General features: G+C 61.7%; 16 protein-coding genes. 3 read left to right on the top strand and 13 right to left on the bottom strand.

Annotation, left to right across the window (positions count from 1 at the left end; genetic code table 11):
- The 4 genes from KJB29_RS14100 to aroF all read right to left on the bottom strand — a co-directional run bounded on the left by KJB29_RS14100 (window position 1) and on the right by aroF (window position 4,580).
- Window positions 1-849, bottom strand: coding sequence for a ChaN family lipoprotein (locus tag KJB29_RS14100; RefSeq protein WP_215735073.1), 849 nt, complete (start codon window positions 847-849; stop codon window positions 1-3).
- Window positions 850-881: 32 nt separating this feature from the next.
- Window positions 882-2,954: a M1 family metallopeptidase gene (locus tag KJB29_RS14095; RefSeq protein WP_215735072.1), complete on the bottom strand. Its 2,073-nt coding sequence runs from the start codon at window positions 2,952-2,954 to the stop codon at window positions 882-884.
- A 53-nt stretch (window positions 2,955-3,007) separates the two neighbouring features.
- Window positions 3,008-3,460, bottom strand: coding sequence for a hypothetical protein (locus KJB29_RS14090; RefSeq protein WP_215735071.1), 453 nt, complete (start codon window positions 3,458-3,460; stop codon window positions 3,008-3,010).
- Between the two features lie 100 nt (window positions 3,461-3,560).
- On the bottom strand, window positions 3,561-4,580 hold the full coding sequence (gene aroF / locus KJB29_RS14085) for a 3-deoxy-7-phosphoheptulonate synthase (protein WP_215735070.1): 1,020 nt from the start codon (window positions 4,578-4,580) through the stop codon (window positions 3,561-3,563).
- Between the two features lie 348 nt (window positions 4,581-4,928).
- On the opposite strand from aroF, the gene KJB29_RS14080 reads away from it, so the two are divergent.
- From KJB29_RS14080 to KJB29_RS14070, 3 genes are read left to right on the top strand one after another with little or no spacing between them, the layout of a single operon-like run.
- Complete coding sequence (locus tag KJB29_RS14080; RefSeq protein ID WP_215735069.1) at window positions 4,929-5,372, top strand: YqaA family protein; 444 nt, start codon at window positions 4,929-4,931, stop codon at window positions 5,370-5,372.
- The gene (locus tag KJB29_RS14075) at window positions 5,372-6,544 is read left to right on the top strand and encodes a vWA domain-containing protein (protein WP_215735068.1); all 1,173 of its coding nucleotides are present in this window, start codon (window positions 5,372-5,374) and stop codon (window positions 6,542-6,544) included. Before KJB29_RS14080 ends, KJB29_RS14075 begins: the two co-directional genes overlap by 1 nt.
- Window positions 6,545-6,546: 2 nt before the next feature.
- Window positions 6,547-6,951, top strand: a complete 405-nt coding sequence (locus KJB29_RS14070; protein WP_215735067.1) for a hypothetical protein — start codon at window positions 6,547-6,549, stop codon at window positions 6,949-6,951.
- Between the two features lie 94 nt (window positions 6,952-7,045).
- On the opposite strand, the gene KJB29_RS14065 is transcribed toward KJB29_RS14070, so the two are convergent.
- The 9 genes from KJB29_RS14065 to KJB29_RS14025 all read right to left on the bottom strand — a co-directional run bounded on the left by KJB29_RS14065 (window position 7,046) and on the right by KJB29_RS14025 (window position 17,409).
- Window positions 7,046-8,389 carry an OmpA family protein gene (locus KJB29_RS14065; RefSeq protein ID WP_215735066.1) on the bottom strand — a complete coding sequence of 448 codons (1,344 nt, stop codon included), beginning with the start codon at window positions 8,387-8,389 and terminating at the stop codon, window positions 7,046-7,048.
- 794 nt (window positions 8,390-9,183) lie between these two features.
- On the bottom strand, window positions 9,184-9,384 hold the full coding sequence (locus KJB29_RS14060; RefSeq protein WP_004512312.1) for a cold-shock protein: 201 nt from the start codon (window positions 9,382-9,384) through the stop codon (window positions 9,184-9,186).
- Between the two features lie 163 nt (window positions 9,385-9,547).
- Window positions 9,548-10,927, bottom strand: coding sequence for a sigma-54 interaction domain-containing protein (locus KJB29_RS14055; RefSeq protein ID WP_215735065.1), 1,380 nt, complete (start codon window positions 10,925-10,927; stop codon window positions 9,548-9,550).
- A gap of 54 nt (window positions 10,928-10,981) precedes the next feature.
- Window positions 10,982-11,884 carry a protoglobin domain-containing protein gene (locus KJB29_RS14050; RefSeq protein WP_215735064.1) on the bottom strand — a complete coding sequence of 301 codons (903 nt, stop codon included), beginning with the start codon at window positions 11,882-11,884 and terminating at the stop codon, window positions 10,982-10,984.
- 129 nt (window positions 11,885-12,013) lie between these two features.
- Window positions 12,014-12,994 (bottom strand): GTP 3',8-cyclase MoaA, encoded by a 981-nt coding sequence (gene moaA / locus KJB29_RS14045; protein ID WP_215735063.1) that lies wholly within the window; start codon window positions 12,992-12,994, stop codon window positions 12,014-12,016.
- A 1-nt stretch (window position 12,995) separates the two neighbouring features.
- Window positions 12,996-14,204 carry a molybdopterin molybdotransferase MoeA gene (locus tag KJB29_RS14040; protein ID WP_215735062.1) on the bottom strand — a complete coding sequence of 403 codons (1,209 nt, stop codon included), beginning with the start codon at window positions 14,202-14,204 and terminating at the stop codon, window positions 12,996-12,998.
- 106 nt (window positions 14,205-14,310) lie between these two features.
- Window positions 14,311-14,589 (bottom strand): cytochrome c7, encoded by a 279-nt coding sequence (locus KJB29_RS14035; protein WP_215735061.1) that lies wholly within the window; start codon window positions 14,587-14,589, stop codon window positions 14,311-14,313.
- Between the two features lie 43 nt (window positions 14,590-14,632).
- Window positions 14,633-16,060, bottom strand: a complete 1,428-nt coding sequence (locus tag KJB29_RS14030; protein WP_215735060.1) for a NarK family nitrate/nitrite MFS transporter — start codon at window positions 16,058-16,060, stop codon at window positions 14,633-14,635.
- 29 nt (window positions 16,061-16,089) lie between these two features.
- Window positions 16,090-17,409, bottom strand: a complete 1,320-nt coding sequence (locus KJB29_RS14025; RefSeq protein WP_215735059.1) for an MFS transporter — start codon at window positions 17,407-17,409, stop codon at window positions 16,090-16,092.
- Window positions 17,410-17,413: the final 4 nt, after the last annotated feature.

Below are 17,413 nucleotides of genomic sequence, written 5' to 3'. Positions count from 1 at the left end.
TCAGTGGGAAAGCCAGAGGTAATCGGCTTCCTCCGCCGTAATCCGGCCGTTGCGGACCACCGGGTCGGGCAGAACCACCCGGCTGGAGAGGCCGGGCCTCTCCCGGTCCACCTGAACCGGCATTCCCCCCCTGATGGCATGGCCTCCTCCCGTGATGACCACCACGGTCCGCCCCGGATTCTTCCTGAGATATTCCACCATGTGGTAGGCCATGGACTTGTTCCAGAGCATCTGGGCTTCGCAGAAGTTCCTGAAGGTGTTGGCGCTGAGGCCGTGGCTTGAGTAGGAGCGGTGAATCATGGCCATGTAGCTCTCATCCACGTCGCAGGTGATGTTGGGGGGAAGCTTCCGCCGCTCATCCTCCGTCAGGGAAGCGAATCCCTCCCGGCCCACCTTGCGGGTAATGTCCCGGGGGACGTTGAGACCGATGAGGGGAATCCGCTTGTCACGGGCAAAGAGAAGGATGTCGCCATAGAGGGACCACGGCAGGTTCCACTCCCTGCGGTAGATCCGCTGAAACGCGGCCGTGCCGGTCTGCCCCGCCACCCACCGGTCGAGCTCCTGCTGGCTCCCGGCGGTAAACATCTCCATGCCGATGGCCAGCGGAACCCCGGCCCGGTGCAGTCCCCGGATGATCCGCAGCTGCAGCACGTGGTGATCGGGATTGTCGTGAACCTCTCCCACGTAAATCACCGCAACCTTCCGCAAATCCCCCATCATCTGCTTAAAGCTGATCTCTTTGCGGTCCGACAGCCGCACGATGAGGTCGTGGCTGAAGCAGCTCCGAGCCGTCAGGGCAGCCACAACCAAAACGAGGGCGATGCCGGCGAACTTACCGAAACGCTTCATGACTCCTCCCCCAACGCCGGCACCGTTGCCTCTCACCGGGCGAATCTCACGATGCTCCCGCCGCCCGGAGGACGCGAGGTCTCCTTGACCCGGTTCTCCCCTCCGGAAAAGACCAGGAGCCCGTAACGGCCGTAGTGGGTGATCTTGAGGGCCGCCGCCTCGGCCCCGGCCGGCGCGTTGGCAAGGAGCAGCGCCATCACCCGGCCGGATGCTTCAGGGCGATTCAGCACCATGAACACGAGGTCGCCGGACCCTTGGTACTCCATACCGTTCACGGCAAATCCGCCGGCCGCCGCTGTCACCCCCGGCAACAGCGGCGGCAGAAGCCCGGGCCGCGTCGGCATTCCGCAGAACAGGAGGTCGCGGTCTGCCAGAGAGATCTCCCCAGCGGTCTCTTCGCTGAGCAGCGGCGCGTCACCCTGGCCCAGGGAGCGAAGGAAAAGCCCCAGCGTCTTGTCGTCGGCACCGCACGTACGGGTCACGACCGCCGCAAGGGTCCGGCTCCCCTTGATCCGGTTCACGGTAAGGGGGAGTTCGTCCCGGGACAGAATCCGGAAGAGATCCACCTCGGGGTCGAGCACCACCTCCTCAGGGTTCGTCGGTACCGGCACCGCAAACGGGGTCTCCTCTCCTGTCAGCGCCACGGTCCGGTCATACCCCCTCCCCCCTGCCTCCACCCGCACCGTCACCCCAAGGTCATATCCCTCGCCGTCACGGCGGACCGCTCCGGTCACGAGCCAGCCGGCGCCGTTTCGCTGCTGCGTCACCCCTGACAGTGCCAGGCGCGGCCCACCCGGCTGGTGGAGCCAGGGGGTCACGAAAGATGTGAGTTCCTCCCCCGAGGCACGGGAAAAAGCCCGCACAAAATCGTCCCAGGTAGCCACTGAAAAGCGCTTCTCACGGAAGAGTTCCCGAAGCGCCCCGAAGAAGGCCTCGTCGCCAATCCGCTTCCGGACCATGTGAAAGAGCATCGCCCCCTTGCCGTAGCCGATGGACCGGGAAGCCGGGTCCATCCGGCCGCGGAACCGCGTCAGGGGGAAATCTTCCCCCTTTTTCACCAGGGAAGCGTAATCGGCCAGAATGCGGAAGCGGTAATCACGCCCATCCCGGCCCGATTTCCGCTCCTCCAAGAGGTAGTCGGCCAGGTAGGTCACGAGCCCCTCGGACCAGTTCCCCTGCCGGTAGTCGACGAGAACACCGTTTCCCCACCAGCAGTGGGCAATCTCGTGGGGGAGGCTCGTGTGAACGATAAAGGGAAGGCGGATCACCGTGCCGCCGATGAGTGTATAGGAGGGAAAGCCGTAGCCCGTGGGAAAGAAGTTCTCCACCACGGCAAATTTCTCGAAGGGGTAGGGACCGAATTTTCCGACATAGAAGCGGATATAGCCGGCGGACGCCTCCAGGTAGCGCGCCGCAAGGCTGGCGTTCTCCGGATAGAAGTAAGAATAGAGGGGGATGCCGTCAAGACTCCGCTCTCCGATGACGTAGGGGCCGGCCGAGAGGGAGAGTCCCTCCACGGGCCGGGCCTCCTCCCAGGTGGAGGAGGTGGTTCCCTTGGCCGTGGAACGGGCAATACGCCGACCGGCAGTAATGGCCTCGATCCCGGCAGGGGCCGTAACCGTCACGCGCCGGCTCTCCGGCAGAGTCTGCGGAGCCGGGTACCAACCGGCGTCGCTGCCGAGATAGGTTCCCCTGGCGGTTATGGCGCCGCTCACGCCGTAGGAGGGGTCTTCGCTATCAACCGGCCGCTCCGGCGCCGGATCGTTGAAGGTGCATTGGTAGCGGATCAAGACCCGACGGGGCGAGGTACCGCTCTCTCTGGGAAGCGCCACGGCAACGGCTTCGCCGGCCCGGCTAAAATCCGCTTTCCGCCCGTCGACGGTCACCCCGTCCACCGCAGCCCTCTGGTTGAGGGAGACGGTGAGCCGCCCGGAAGCGCCCCGGGGTAGCTCCAGAACGGTCGTGCCGAGAAGGAGATGGCGCTCCGGTTCCAGGCGGACCGTTATCTCCTGGCGAAGCAACCGGACCTCGCCCCGGGCCGTGCAGGCGGAAAAGAGCACCAGCGGCGAGACGAGCACTATCAGGAAGAAAACGAGCGCCTTCATGGGATACAACTATATCACCGAAACGCCCCACTGAAAGCTCCTCCCCCGTGGCGCTACCGTCTGCGCTTCTCGCCGGCAAGGGAGAGGATATCTGCCCGGGACGCCTTCCACACCCCATCCTCCCGCACGAGGCGAACCGATCTGGTTGCATACTCGGTCCCTCCCGGCCCCCCGTCCAGCCCGAAACGACCCCGAACCGTGACGGCATCGCCGCTGCGGGCCGATACCGTCACCTCCTGGAGCTTCTCCCAGCAGCAGGCGGGGCGGCGAGAGGCTTTGGCCAGCTTGCGGGCAAACCCCTCCCGGCTTTCCCGACCGCTCACGCTCGTCCGGTCATAGAGAAGCTCGTAGTTGCCGTCGCGCCAGGTATCGAGAATCTCCTCCAGGCTTTGCCGGGCCTCGGCAGCCACCCCCGGATCGGCGGTCCGTGCCGTGCGGGCATGGACCGGACCGGCAACGGCAAGCATGACGACCGCGACCGCCACCATACGACGAATGATATGCATATACCCCTCCCTCAGCTTGAGCTATCCATTATGGTTAAAAAAACTCAATCCTAGCGCAGCATCGGGAAGGGCGCAAGGGTTTTGCTCAGTACCTGACGTCCTATATCGCCCGGTCCACCGACTCGGCAACAAGCCTGAGCTTCGTCATAAGGGCATCGAACTTCTTGGGCTTGAGGGACTGGGGACCGTCCGACGAGGCCCGTTCCGGATCGGGATGCACCTCGATCATTAGCCCGTCGGCCCCGGCGGCAACGGCGGCCAGCGCCATGGGGGCCACGTAGTGGTAGTTACCGGTACCGTGGGAGGGATCGGCAATGACCGGCAGGTGCGTCATCCCCTTGAGGACCGGGATGGCGGAGAGGTCAAGGGTATTGCGAGTTGCCGTCTCGAAGGTGCGGATTCCCCGCTCGCAGAGGATCACCGACTGGTTTCCCTCGCTCAAGACGTACTCGGCGCTCATGAGGAACTCCTGGATGGTCATGGACATGCCCCGCTTGAGGAGCACCGGCCGCCGGAGCTGCCCGACCTTCTTGAGCAGGGCGAAGTTCTGGGCATTGCGGGCGCCGATCTGGAGGATGTCAGAGTACTCGGCCACGAGATCCGCCGTCTCGGGATTCACCACCTCGGTAACGATGGGAAGGCCGGTGATCTCCCGGGCCTTGGCCAGAAGCTTGAGTCCTTCTTCCTCAAGGCCCTGGAATGAGTACGGAGAAGTGCGCGGCTTGAACGCCCCGCCACGGAGCACCTGGGCGCCGGCGGCTTTCACCGCCCTGGCCGTCTCGATGATCTGCTCCTCCCCTTCCACCGAACAGGGGCCGGCCATGACGATGATCTCCTTGCCGCCGATGCTCACCACATCGCTGATCCGGATGATGCTCGGCTCCACCTTCACCTCCTTAGAGGCGAGCTTGTAAGGCTTGAGGATCGGGACCACGCTCTCCACCCCGTGCATCGACTCGATCGATTGCAGCACCAGCTTCCCCCGCTCGTCCCCTACGGCCCCGATCACGTCCCGCGTGGTTCCGTGGATCACGTGGGGCTTGTACCCCAGCTCCTTGATCCGCTTGATTACCTCGTCCCGGTCCTTTTTCGCTGCACCTGCTTTCATGACGATGATCATCCTTTCCTCCCTGTGGTCCCGGAAAGACGAAAGGCCGGAGGATTTCCCCCGGCCTTTGACTGTCACGATATTGGTCTTAAAAACTGAAAAAGCCGGGGGTGGTCTCTCTGTCCACCCTCGGCTTCCGGTTTAGTGTGTAGTGTTTTTCAGCTTCCCTACAACAAACCCCTACCCTGGGCAGACGGCCTAAAATAAAAGCCGCACCAAAAGTAAAAGCTAACGTAGGAGAAGAAGCCGAAATTGATCATGGGTCGTATAGTCGCCCAACCCATTAGAATATGTCAAGCCTTAATTTCTGCAGATGCAAACCCTTTGACATTTTCCGTCCCCTTCCGCTAGGGTTACACAATGGAGCAGCTCCTGACAACCCATGGCCTTCCGGCCCTCTTCGGCCTGAGTTTCCTTGCGTCTACCCTGGTCCCCATCGGTTCCGAGTGGCTTCTGGTCACGCTCCTCCTCAAGCATCATGACCCGGCGCTGGCGGTGGGTGTGGCAACCGTCGGCAACTGGCTCGGGGCCTGCACCACCTACGCCATCGGGATGTGGGGCGGCCCCTTTCTGGTGCGCAGAGTCCTCAGGATCGACGAGGCGACGGAGCGCCGGGCCGACCGTCTCTATGGCCGGTACGGCTCCTGGTCCCTTCTCTTTTCGTGGCTGCCGGTCATCGGCGACCCCCTCTGCCTTGTAGGGGGAATCCTCCGGGTGAGGTTCGTCCGGTTCTCGCTCCTCGTGGGGAGCGGAAAACTGGCCCGCTACGCCTTTATCGCCTGGATCACCGTGAAGGGGATGTGATGCCCAAGCGGAATATCGAAAACGCCATTGTTCGGATGCTGAAGCGAAAGCCCTTCTACGGCCGGTTCCTCCTGGGACTTCGCCGGGAGGGAGGGAACGGCGGCCACCCCCTCGGGGTGACGGTGCGGGACGGGGTGCCAACCCTGGCTGTGAACGCCCCTCTCTTCGGGGCCGAGCCCCCGCAGGTTCAGGAAGGGCTCCTGGAGCACACCATCAAGCACCTGATCCACCTCCACATGTTTCGCCGCAAGGGAAGAAACAGCCACGACTGGGACCTGGCCTGCGACCTGGCCATTAACCCCTCCATCGAGCACCTCCCCGCCGATGCGCTCCTCCCCCGGTCCTTCAAGTTGGAGGAAGGGCTTGCGGCTGAGGAGTACTACGCCCTCCTCGTCGACCCCTTCGACACGGGAAGCCTCAAGGGGTATGGCACGGGAAACGCCTCGCGGGATAGCGGGGGAAAGAAGGAGTCCGGGGAGGACGAGGAGCAGTCCGTAGCGACAGTGGACGACCACGCCATCTGGGACGATGCCGATGCCACGCCGGTGCGTCTTGCCGAGGAAGTGGTGCGGGGGATGGTGCGCGACGCCTACCGGGCCTGTGACGGAGAGGTGCCGGCCGACATCCGGCAGGTGGTGGCGGGGATGCTCGCCCCCTCGCCGATCCCGTGGCGTCAGGTGCTCCGGCAGTTCGTGGCGACGGCGGGGAGAACGGGCCGGCAGGCCACCTGGATGAAGGAGCATCGCCGTTTTGTTCATATCACGCCCGGGGCCCGAAAAATGCGGCGCCTGAACCTCCTGATCGGAATCGACGTGAGCGATTCAACCAACAGCGTGGAACTGCGGGAGGCCTTCGCCCAGGAGTTGGTCCGGATCTCCCGGGGACGGGAGTCAACTATCATCGTACTTTACGCCAACAGCCGAATCCAGAGGATCGATGCTTTCCGTGGAGTTGCGTCGGTAGTTGAAATCTACGAAGGGGGAGGGTTCACCGATCTGCGGCCGGTTTTCAGTTTTGCGCGGACCATGCACCCCCTCCCTGCTGCGGTTATCTACCTTACCGACGGCATTGGTCCGGTGCCGGAACGGATGGAATTCCCTACCCTCTGGGTGCTGACGCGGGATGGTGAAAAGCCGGCGCCGTGGGGGGCGGAGGTTAGACTGGAGGTATGACTATGGAAGAATTCACGCCAATGACTGCCGAGTCGGTGCGGGAGATTCTCGTGAGGGAAGGAGCGGAGGTATTTGCCCGCGAGGGGAGAAGTGACAGCTACGGAGCGCCGCGGGATTTCTCCTTCGAGGTGAAGGCCCTCTTTCCCAACGGCATGGGGCTCCATATCGTGGCGCGTCAGTTCAACTACCGGGACCCATGGGAGGCCGCAGGCCGGGTGAACGACATGGTGGATGTGTCGCTTCTCCGTGACGGCTCCTACTCGCCCTTCCCCAAGGGATACCCCTGGTTCCAGGGAACCGACCAGGAGGGAGGAATTGACGAGAAGGGACTGCGCGAGATTATTGGCTGCGTCAAGGGGCTGAATCCGAAGGTCTATCTTCTCCAGGAACTGACGGGGGACTTGTAGCCCATCCAGGTATCGTTCAGGATCACAGGCCACAAAAAAACGCACTGCCCGAAAGCAGTGCGTTTTTTTGATGACGTCAGTTGTACTGTTACGGTTACTTGCGCTTCTTCAGCCCGCAGTCGATGTTGGCCACTACGCGGCGGTTCTTCTGGCGCCCTTCTTCGGTGGCGTTGTCGGCAACCGGCTTGGTCTCGCCATACCCCTTGGCAGAAAGACGCTTGGCGGAGATTCCGAATTCGTCGACCAGGTTCTTCATGACGGCCTTGGCCCTGCGCTCGGAGAGCTTCTGGTTGTACTTCACAGTTCCTTTGCTGTCGGTATGCCCTTCGATCACCGCAGTGGCGTCGGGATACTCTTTGAGGAAGTCGGCCACTCTCTTGATCTCATCGCGGAACTCGGGCTTGATCTTGGCCTTATCGAAGTCGAACTCAACCTTCAGGGTGATGCAGACCTTCTCCGGGCAGCCGTTCTTGTCGACGGCGGCGTTTTTCGGCGTATCGGGGCACTTGTCCAGGTAGTCGGGTACGCCGTCACCATCCGTATCCAGTGGGCAGCCGACGCTGTCGACCTTCACGCCGGCCGGGGTGCCGGGGCACTTGTCCAGGTAATCGGGTACGCCGTCACCGTCGCTGTCCAGCGGGCAGCCGACGCTGTCGACCTTCACGCCGGCCGGGGTGCCGGGGCACTTGTCCAGGTAATCGGGTACGCCGTCACCGTCGCTGTCCAGCGGACAGCCGACGCTGTCGACCTTGACGCCGGCCGGGGTATCGGGGCACTTGTCCAGATTGTCGGGTACGCCATCGCCGTCACTGTCGAGAGGTGCAGCAGCGACAACCTTTTTGGGCTCGAGCTTCGGCTCGGGCTTCGGTTCAACCTTGACCGGAGCCGGAGCAGCCTTGCCGCCGCCGAACTGAAAATCGAGGCCGGCGGTGACTTCCTGATGATTCAGAGCATCGTTGAAGGTGAAAATGTTGCGGCCGTCGGCGCGAAGCGCAATACGATCCACAAGGAAGAGCTTCACACCGCCGCCGGCAGTGAGTATCCCGTCGGTCCGATCTGCATCGGGCACACCTTCACGGCCTTCGTAGGTAATACCGCCGAGCCCCGCTGCCAGGAACGGCACAACCCGTGACTGGGGAATAAAGTGATAGAGGAGCTCGGCGCCATAACGATACACATTGGAGCTTCCATTGCCGTTATCGTACTTGGTGTCGGTATAGGCTCCCGAACCCTCGACTGCCACGTTCTCGGTGAAGTTGTAGCCGAGCCTGAGACCGCCGGTGGGCCGGCTCTTGAGATCAGAGTCCCGGTCGAAAAACGTGTACCCACCGAAGGGGCTCACCGACAAAGCACCTTCCTTGATGCGGCTCTCACTGTGGGCGGTAGCGGAGAATGCCAGACACGCCGCGGCAACGGTAATTGCTACTTGCTTCTTCATTCCATACCTCCTTGACGTTGAATTCATACCTCGTGGATGCAACACCTTTTACCTAAAGGCAAGCAAACAGAGATCATTTAATCATTTCAAATGACATGATAAAAGCTTTTATCGAAAAGTCAATTATTGAACTCAAATCAATGTGACACCATTATTAAAGAGAGCGCACTAGGCTTGAAATTTCAACACAATACAACTCATACAAATTCCCTTTCAATCTATCTGCTCTCTCGGCGGCGCGGCACTCCAGCGTCAATATCTTGCCAAAGCCGATGGACCGCAAACCGGTCAACTATGCTTCACGCCCAGTCAAACCAAGGCTCAGAAACGAAAACAGCCCCACGACTGAATGCCGATGGGGCTGCTCTGCGCAGGGAAAGGTGGTCCCTTCCCTGGAACCATTACACGAATCACTGCAAAAATTAATGGGCCAGTTCTTACACTAGATACAAAGTCAAAGTCAAGAACAAACGTCCCTTGTCACTCACGGCGCCCTGCAGAGAACTGCAGGAGAGGTTTATTTACGCCACGGCCTGAGGAACAGATAGACGATGAGCAGAAATGGGGCGGACGAGAAGGCTGCCTCGAAATTGCCGAGAAACAGCTGCCAAGTCCCGAAGGAAACCAGGGCGATGACGAAAACGACAAGAAAGATTGAGACTAGCCTGTTCACGGGAGGAATGAAACTTTCACCAGGGTCGCAACGGCGACAGGGGCGAGATGTAAATGTTGAATAAAAAGAGAAGGCCCCGGATTGCTCCGGAGCCTTCTTCGTTTCGCAGGGCTCGTATCAGTTACACCCTGGTTACGTTGGCCGCCTGCAGGCCTTTCGGGCCCTTGACGACGTCGAACGTTACCCTATCACCTTCAGTAAGGGATTTGAAACCGTCGCCGTTGATGGCCGAGAAGTGGACAAATACGTCCTCGCCGTTCTCCTGCTCCAGAAAACCAAACCCCTTGCTGTCGTTGAACCACTTTACCGTACCGTTTGCCATGTTCTTTTTTTCTCCTGCTGCTGTTGTTAGTTCGTCCGGGTACATCCACGGACATAGGGCACTCTACCAGCTTTTCCACCCAAAAGTCCACGAATAATTTTCACAGAAGGAAAATTTTTCCCGATGCCAGGGAAGCCTCCGGACCCCATACCATCTGCTTCCGCTACGTGACCCCCAGCTGTTTCATTTTTTCCCACAGGGTTTTCCGGGAGATGCCGAGGAGTCGAGCGGCATCTCCCTTTTTGTTGCCAGTGGAGCGCAAGGCCTCTTCGATAGCGTTTTTTTCCATGGAATGAACACTATCGGCCAGGGAAGCGGGACTGGCAGGCTGAGAAAGCGGCTGAGCACCGGCTGGGCGCGGAGCGGTGAACTCCGACGGGAGATCTCCGAGGCGCAGATTACTGCCAAGGGAGAGGGCAACGGCCCGTTCGACGGCATTTTCCAGTTCCCTGACATTGCCCGGATAGTTGTATTCCAGGAGGGCCTTCTGGGCCTCCGGGGCGATTTCCATGACCGGCTTGTGCATCTTCTCGGCGAACCGGTTGAGGAACTGCCGGGCCAGGGCGAGGATATCCTCGGTCCGCTCCCGCAGGGGGGGGATATGGATCGGGATGACGTTGAGACGATAGAAGAGGTCTTCCCGAAACCGTCCCGCCGTCACCTCCCGGCGCAGGTCGCGGTTGGTGGCGGCGATGATCCGCACGTCCACCCTGATCTCCCGGGTGCTTCCCAGGCGCTCCACGGTCCTCTCCTGCAGCACCCTGAGCAGTTTGGCCTGGGCCGCCAGGGGCATCTCCGCGATCTCGTCGAGGAAGATGGTCCCCCCGTGGGCCTGCTCGAATTTCCCCTTGCGCTCCTTGATGGCACCGGTAAACGCCCCCTTTTCATGGCCGAAGAGCTCCGATTCCAGGAGGGTATCGGGGAGGGCCGCGCAGTTGACCTTGATCATGGGGAGATCCTTGCGCGCGCTGTGCTGGTGGACGGCCCGGGCCACCAGTTCCTTGCCGGTGCCGCTTTCGCCGGTGATCAGGATGGTGGAGTCGACGGCAGCGGCGGCATTGATGATCTGGAAGATGGGGCGCATGACATCGCTGGAGCCCACCAGGTCGCAGCAGCCGAATTCCGACAGCACCTGCTCGCGGAGGGTGAGGTTTTCCGCCTTGAGCCGCTCCTTCTCGGTGATGTCGCGGCTCATCATCAAAGTTCCGAGATAGTTGCCTCCCTTATCGCGGATGGGGTAATAGCTGTTCTCGAAAATCCTCCCCCTCGTCTCGATGACATGGACATGAAAGGGGAGCACGCCGCTCCTGAGGGCGGCCAGCAGCTTGCGCACCCGCTCGGACGTATGGTTGGAATGGGTGCCGAAGATGGAAAGGATATGGCTCCCCAGGTAGTTTTCCGCCCGGATGCCGCGGATCTTCTCCGCAGCCGCGTTGATGTAGGCGAAACAGTCCTCCGTATCCAGGAAGACGATTCCATCCCCCATACTTGCCAGAATCGCCCGGTACACAGCGGGATCAATAGTTCCTTTTTCACTCCCCATGGCTCACCCTCACGTCATTGTATTTCAAAGAGTAGCATAAGTCCCGCTCCCCACTCAGCGTATGGGCGATATCTGCTGGCTTCGGGCGACCAGATAGTACACGACTCCCAGGACCATCAGCGTCCCGGCCAGGAAGACCTGGGTCTCCAGGGGATCGTGACGGAGCGTCGAAATCAGGATTTCCCGGATAATGGCGATAATGACCACGCCGATGAACACCTGGATGTTGAAGCGCCCCCCTTTCAGGGTCTTGATCTCGTTGTCCATGAGCTCGATCATCATCCAGAGGATGAGGAGCGTACCGAGGGCGCTCAGGATCCCTTTCTCGACGGAGCCCCTGAAGACATGAAATATCTCCCAGAAAAACAGACCAACGACCGAAAGGGACACGCCGACCAGGGCGAGCACCAGGACCAGGTTGAGGCCGTAGGTGAAACGCTCCGTTGCCCTGACCAGCAGCGATTCGAGCCGTTTGGAAATGAAAACCTTCTTCAGTTCCTCCTCGATGTAGGAGGCCGTCATGATGTCAAGGTTGATATCGAGAATCTTTTCCACCGCCTCTGTTTTCTTCCGCCGCTCGTCCCGGTCGGGAAAGTTCTCCCGGATCATGCCGACCGCGAAACGCCGCACCCTCTGCATGGCCGCGTTCACGAAGTGGGCGTTAAGCCCGATTTTGACATGGACGTGGCCGACCCGCTGGAGATCGTGCAGGTACTGATTGTCGTAGACGCCCCGGAAGAGGTTGACGAACCATCCGCCGTGGCTCAGCTTGAGCCGCTGGAGGACCGTGTCGTCCTGGAGAAACGCGGCCGTTTCCGGAATGCCGAGGAGATAGTCGTAAAAGTCCTCAATCATCAGCGCCCGGTTTGCCTGGGCTATGGAGAACAGCGACTTCAGCGTTTCGGCATCTTCGTCGCTGAACAGATAATGTGCTTTGATTTCCTGCATGGAATACATAGAGGCACTCCGTTCATCGGCAGGCAGTCCTGACGTTTCCCGAAATTACTATATTTTTCATTATACACGGCTTGTGAATGAATTCAGGAAATAGAACGGAAACGTGACGAAAGGGCGAAAGAGGTGATCCTACCCCCCCACCGCCGCCATGGCAAAGGCCTGGTGCTCGGCCCTCTCCATCGACATGCCGTGGCACGCCGGCTTGGCGCAGGCCAGGTTCCGGAGCGCCTCGGCCAGAGGCCTCGGACCCTCGCGCCTGAGAAAGGGCTTGAGGTCGATTCCGCCGTCGGAAAAGAGGCACGACTTTGCCATGCCGGTGACGGTGACCCGAATCCGGTTGCAGTCGGCGCAGAAGTGGCCGGAGAGGGCCGTGATGATTCCGATGGTGCCGGCAGCCCCCCTCAGGCGGAAATCCCGGGACGGCCCCGCCAGGCTCCCCTTCTCCACCGGTTCCAGGGGGAACTGCGTCCCTATCCGTTCAAGGATTTCCTCCCCCGTAATGGTCAGATTCTGCCAGTTCTTCTCCCTCGTGGCCGGCATGGACTCGATGAAGCGGACCGCGTAGGGATGCTCCATGGTGAGCCGCGCGAAGTCAAGCACCTCGTCGTCATTCACCCCCCGCATCACCACCATGTTGATCTTGGGGGGCGGAAATCCGGCCGCCTCCGCGGCGGCGATCCCGGCAAGCACCTGCCACACGTCGCCACCTCGTGTGATGGCCCGGAACGTGCCGGGACGGAACGAATCGAGGCTCACGTTGAGCCGCTGCACCCCGGCCCGGCGCAGTTCCCCCGCCATCTCCGGCAGGAGGAACCCGTTGGTGGTGAGGACCAGTTCCCGAAGCCCCGGGAGTTTTGCGAGCCGGGCAAGGAACGGGACAATCCCCTTCCGCACCAGGGGCTCCCCGCCCGTCACCCGGATCTTCTCGATCCCCACGGCAACGGCGGCCCGGGCGATCCGAAAGAGATCCTCGTAGCTCAGGATGTCGCCGTGGCCGAGCTTCTCCACCCCCGCGGCCGGCATGCAGTAACGGCAGCGGAGGTTGCAGCGGTCGGTCACCGAGAGGCGCAGGTAGGTGATTCGCCGTCCGTAGGTATCGATCAGTTCCATCTCAGGGGTGCCCCATCTCGAAGTGACGGTCCAGGAGCAGCACCTCCACCTCGCTGCCGGCGACGATGGCGGCGTCGGGAGGGAGTTTCACGAGCCCGTTGCCGCTGGTGAGGGATGAAAGCCGCGCCGATCCCTGGTCGCCGGTGGCGGCCAGCCGGTAGCGCCCCTCCTCGAGGCGGACCGACACCCGCACAAAGTGCGGCCTCCCTCCCCGGTTCCTGATGGCCTCCTCCAGGGTCCCCCGGACCACGGGCCGAAGGATGCGGGCGTGCCCCATCATCGTCAGAAGGGCAGGACGGACGAACTGCTCGAAGGCGACCATGGCCGCCACCGGGTTCCCCGGCAGGGCAAAGACCGGTTTCCCCCGGACCATGGCAAAGGCCACCGGTTTCCCCGGCTTCATGGCCACTTTCCAGAATTTGATCTCTCCCCCCAGGTCCAGGAGCGCCTCGCGGACAAAGTCCCTGTCCCCCACCGACACGCCGCCGGTGGTGACGAGGAGATCGGCCTGGAGCCCGTCGCTGATCTTGCGCCGGGTAGTCTCCAGATCATCCCGGGCGATGCCGAGCATGAGCGGCTCGGCCCCCGCCTCCAGAAGCTGGGCGGCAATGCTGGTACTGTTGCTGTTGATGATCTTGCCCGGCTCAGGGATGGAGCCGGGTTGCAACAGTTCGTCGCCGGTGGAGAGAACCGCGACGCGGGCCTTGCGGAACACGGTGGCTGTCGTCTTCCCCAGGGAAGAGAGGATGCCGATCTCCGGAGGGCGCAGGAGGCTTCCAGAGGCAACGACCAGATCACCGGCGTTCACCTCCTCGCCACGGCGGCGGATATGGTCGCCCCGCTTGACCATCCCCCGCAGGCGAATGGTTGTACCTTCCTCCAGCACATCCTCCACGGGAACAACGGTGTCGCAACCGGGGGGAATCGGGGCGCCGGTCATGATTTTCATGGCGCAGCCGGGGGAAACCGGCTCCGTCGGTGCCACGCCGGCAGGAAGGAAGCCGCAGACCTCGAGGCTTCCCCCCTGCACGTCGTCGTAGGCAAAGGTGTAGCCATCCATGGCCGAATGGTCGGCCCCCGGGATATCCCACGGCGCGTAGACATCCTCCGCGATCACCCGGTGAAGCGCGTGCAACAGGGGGACCTCCTCGGTTCCCAGAAGCCCCGTGTGGGAAAGGATGATCTGTTGCGCTTCTTCAATGGAGATCATGGCATCACCTCTTTAGGCCATTGCTTCGGTGGCTAAACGGTAGGGGCGGCGCTTGCTCCGCCCAATCGCGGCGCGGCAGGCAGCGCCCCTACCGCAGGTTCCCATATTACTTCTTGTGGCAGTCCGTGCAGCCGACAGGGCCCTTCTTCAGTTCGGTATGGCACCCTTTGCAGGTCTTGTGGGCCCAGTCCTTGCCGAACTCCTTGATCTTGCCCGGTCCGTTTTCGTGGCACTTCTTGCAGTCCTTCAGCATCTCCTGGTGCTTTTTATGGGGAAATGTCACTTTACCCATGGATGCGGGAAATTCAATCACGTCGGCGGCGAAAACATGTGCGGCAAAGGCAGAAGTGGCGACGAAGGCGATGGTGATAGCTGTTTTTTTCACATTGTTCTCCTTTTGTTGGTTAGATGCCTGCTGCGAAACGGCATTAGCAGGGGACTTCAGCGTTCTTACGCGAATAATACCACCAGGTGAGGAGGATACAGCTCGCGTAGAAGGCGATGAATCCGTAGAGAGCCGCCTGGGGGCCCCCCGTTGCGGCAATGGAGGTGCCGAAGCTCTTGGGGATGAAAAACCCGCCGTAGGCCGCGAATGCCGAGGTGAAGCCCAGGACGGCGGCCGCCTCCTTGTTGGCGTCCTTGATTGCCTGCTCCTCCGCCTCCTTCCCCCTTCCCGCCGCATCGCGCTGCCGCTCGGTCAGGAAGATCACCGGGATCATCCGGAAGGTGGAGCCGTTGCCGATGCCGGTAGTGGCGAAGAGGAGGATGAACATGGCGAGGAAGCCCCAGAAGTTGCCGCCGACACCGCCATGGGGGAGGAACGCCAGCACCCCGAACACGGCGGCGGCCATGATGATGAAGTTCCAGAAGGTGACCCGCGCACCACCGAGCTTGTCGGCCAGCCACCCACCGACGGGGCGGATCAGGGCACCAACGAGCGGCCCGAGGAAGGCATATTTGATCGGGTTGATGCCGGGGAACTGGGACTTGGTCAGGAGCGGGAGCCCCGCCGAGTAGCCGATGAACGAACCGAAGGTGCCGAGGTAGAGGATGCACATGAGCCAGTTATGCTTGCGCCGGAAGATGATCGCCTGATCCTTGAAGGATGCCTTGGCGCTGGCGATGTCATTCATGCCGAACCAGGCGACCAGGGCGGAGAGGGCGATGAACGGCACCCAGATGAAGCCGGCGTTCTGGAGCCACATGGACTTGGTCACCCCGTTGATGACGCACTGCTGCGGATCGCCGCAGAGGGCGGCGAACATGCCGGTGGAGATGACCAGCGGCACGAGGAACTGCATGGCGCTCACCCCCAGGTTCCCGAGGCCGGCGTTCAGCCCCAGGGCGGTCCCCTTCAGGGCCTTGGGATAGAAGAAGCTGATGTTGGCCATGCTGGAGGCGAAGTTTCCGCCGCCGAACCCGCAGAGGACGGCCAGGATCAGCATCGTCGAGTAGCTGGTCATGGGGTCCCTCACCGCGAAGCCGATCCCCAGGGCGGGAATCAGGAGCGATGCGGTGCTGATGGCGGTCCACCGGCGGCCGCCGAAGATGGGGACCATGAAGGAGTAGAAGATGCGAAGCGTCGCCCCCGCCAGCCCCGGCAGGGCCGTCAGCCAGAAGAGCTTGTTGGTGTCGTACTTGAAGCCGATGTTGGGGAGGTTCACGCAGACCACGCTCCAGACCATCCAGACCGCGAAGGCCAGAAAGAGGGCCGGGATCGAGATCCAGAGGTTGCGGGTGGCGATGGCCTTCCCCTTTGTCTCCCAGAAGTGCTTGTCTTCCGGGTTCCACTCCGTCAGAACGTGCGATGATGTACTTTTTTTCGTTTCCGTTGATGTCAATACGTCCGTTGGCATCGTTGTTCTCCTTCCATGGGAATTGGCTGTTATTCAAGAATGTCGGCGGTCTTCAGCTTGCGATGAACGTTTTCCTTCTTCAGGGCCAGGTACATCCAGAACAGGGAGACGCACGTGGAGCCGTACAGGAGCATGAAAGCGGTGCTCCGGACACCGGTCAGGTCCACCAGGGCGCCGAACATGATGGGGAGGGCGAACCCGCCGAGCCCGCCAATGAGCCCCACGATGCCGGAGATCACGCCGATGTTGTGGGGGTATTCGTCGGAGATGTGCTTGAACACCGATGCCTTGCCGAACCCCCAGGCGATGCCGACGACGAAGAGAAGGGAGGTGAAGACCCATACGTTGAGCCCCACGTGGCGCGCGACGGGACCGTTCACCGTGGTGACAACCACATCGAAGTGGGGGATCGAGAGGAGGAGGAGGCACCCGCCGGAGATCCACATGACCCAGCAGGTGACGGTGTGGGCGCCGAAACGGTCCGACAGCCACCCTCCCAGGGCGCGGATCACGCCGGAGGGGAGGACGAAGATGGCGGCCACCAGGGCCGCGGTCCGGATGTCGAAGCCGTACTCGTTGATGTAGTACTTGGTCATCCAGAGGGAGAGCCCCACGTAGCCCCCGAAGACGATGGCGTAGTACTGGCAGTAGCGCCAGACCTTCGGGTCCTTGAGGGCCGCCAGCTGGTCCCTGATGGTCACGGACGAGCCGACCTTGTGGCTGTGCTCGGTGAAGGTGAATGCCCAGAACAGGATGGCCGTCACGAGCATGGCCGCGGCGTAAACCTTGGGGACCATCTGCCAGCCGTAGGCCACCACCAGGGAGGGGGCCAGGAACTTGGTGACCGCGGCCCCCGCGTTCCCGGCGCCGAAGATCCCCATGGCGAACCCCTGCCGGGCCTTGGTGAACCAGCGGGCGGTGTAGCTGATCCCCACCGAGAAGGCGCCGCCGGCAAGGCCGATGAAGAGCCCCAGGAGGAGAAAGTGCCAGTACGCCGTGGCTCCACTCACCAGGTAGATGGGGACGATGGTGCAGAGCATCAGGATGAAGAAGACGATGCGTCCGCCGTACTTGTCGGTCCACATCCCGAGTGGCAGCCGGATCAATGAGCCGGAGAGGATCGGAGTGGCGGCCAGGATGCCGAACTGGGTTTCGTTCAGGCCCAGGGCGGCCTTGATCGGAATCCCGATGATGGAGAACATCACCCAGACCGCGAAGCAGACGGTGAAGGCGAAGGTATTCATCGTCAGGACCGAGATCTGCCTGTACCTGTGGGTCGCCATGGCGCGAGTCCTGACCTGGGTCCCCCACGTTGCCGCCGTTGCCGTCTCATGCTCATGCCTTTCCATGGCG

This window comes from Geobacter grbiciae, assembly GCF_018531165.1.
In the GTDB taxonomy this organism is placed as follows: domain Bacteria; phylum Desulfobacterota; class Desulfuromonadia; order Geobacterales; family Geobacteraceae; genus Geobacter; species Geobacter metallireducens.
This window is presented reverse-complemented; position numbering and strand designations above follow the sequence as displayed.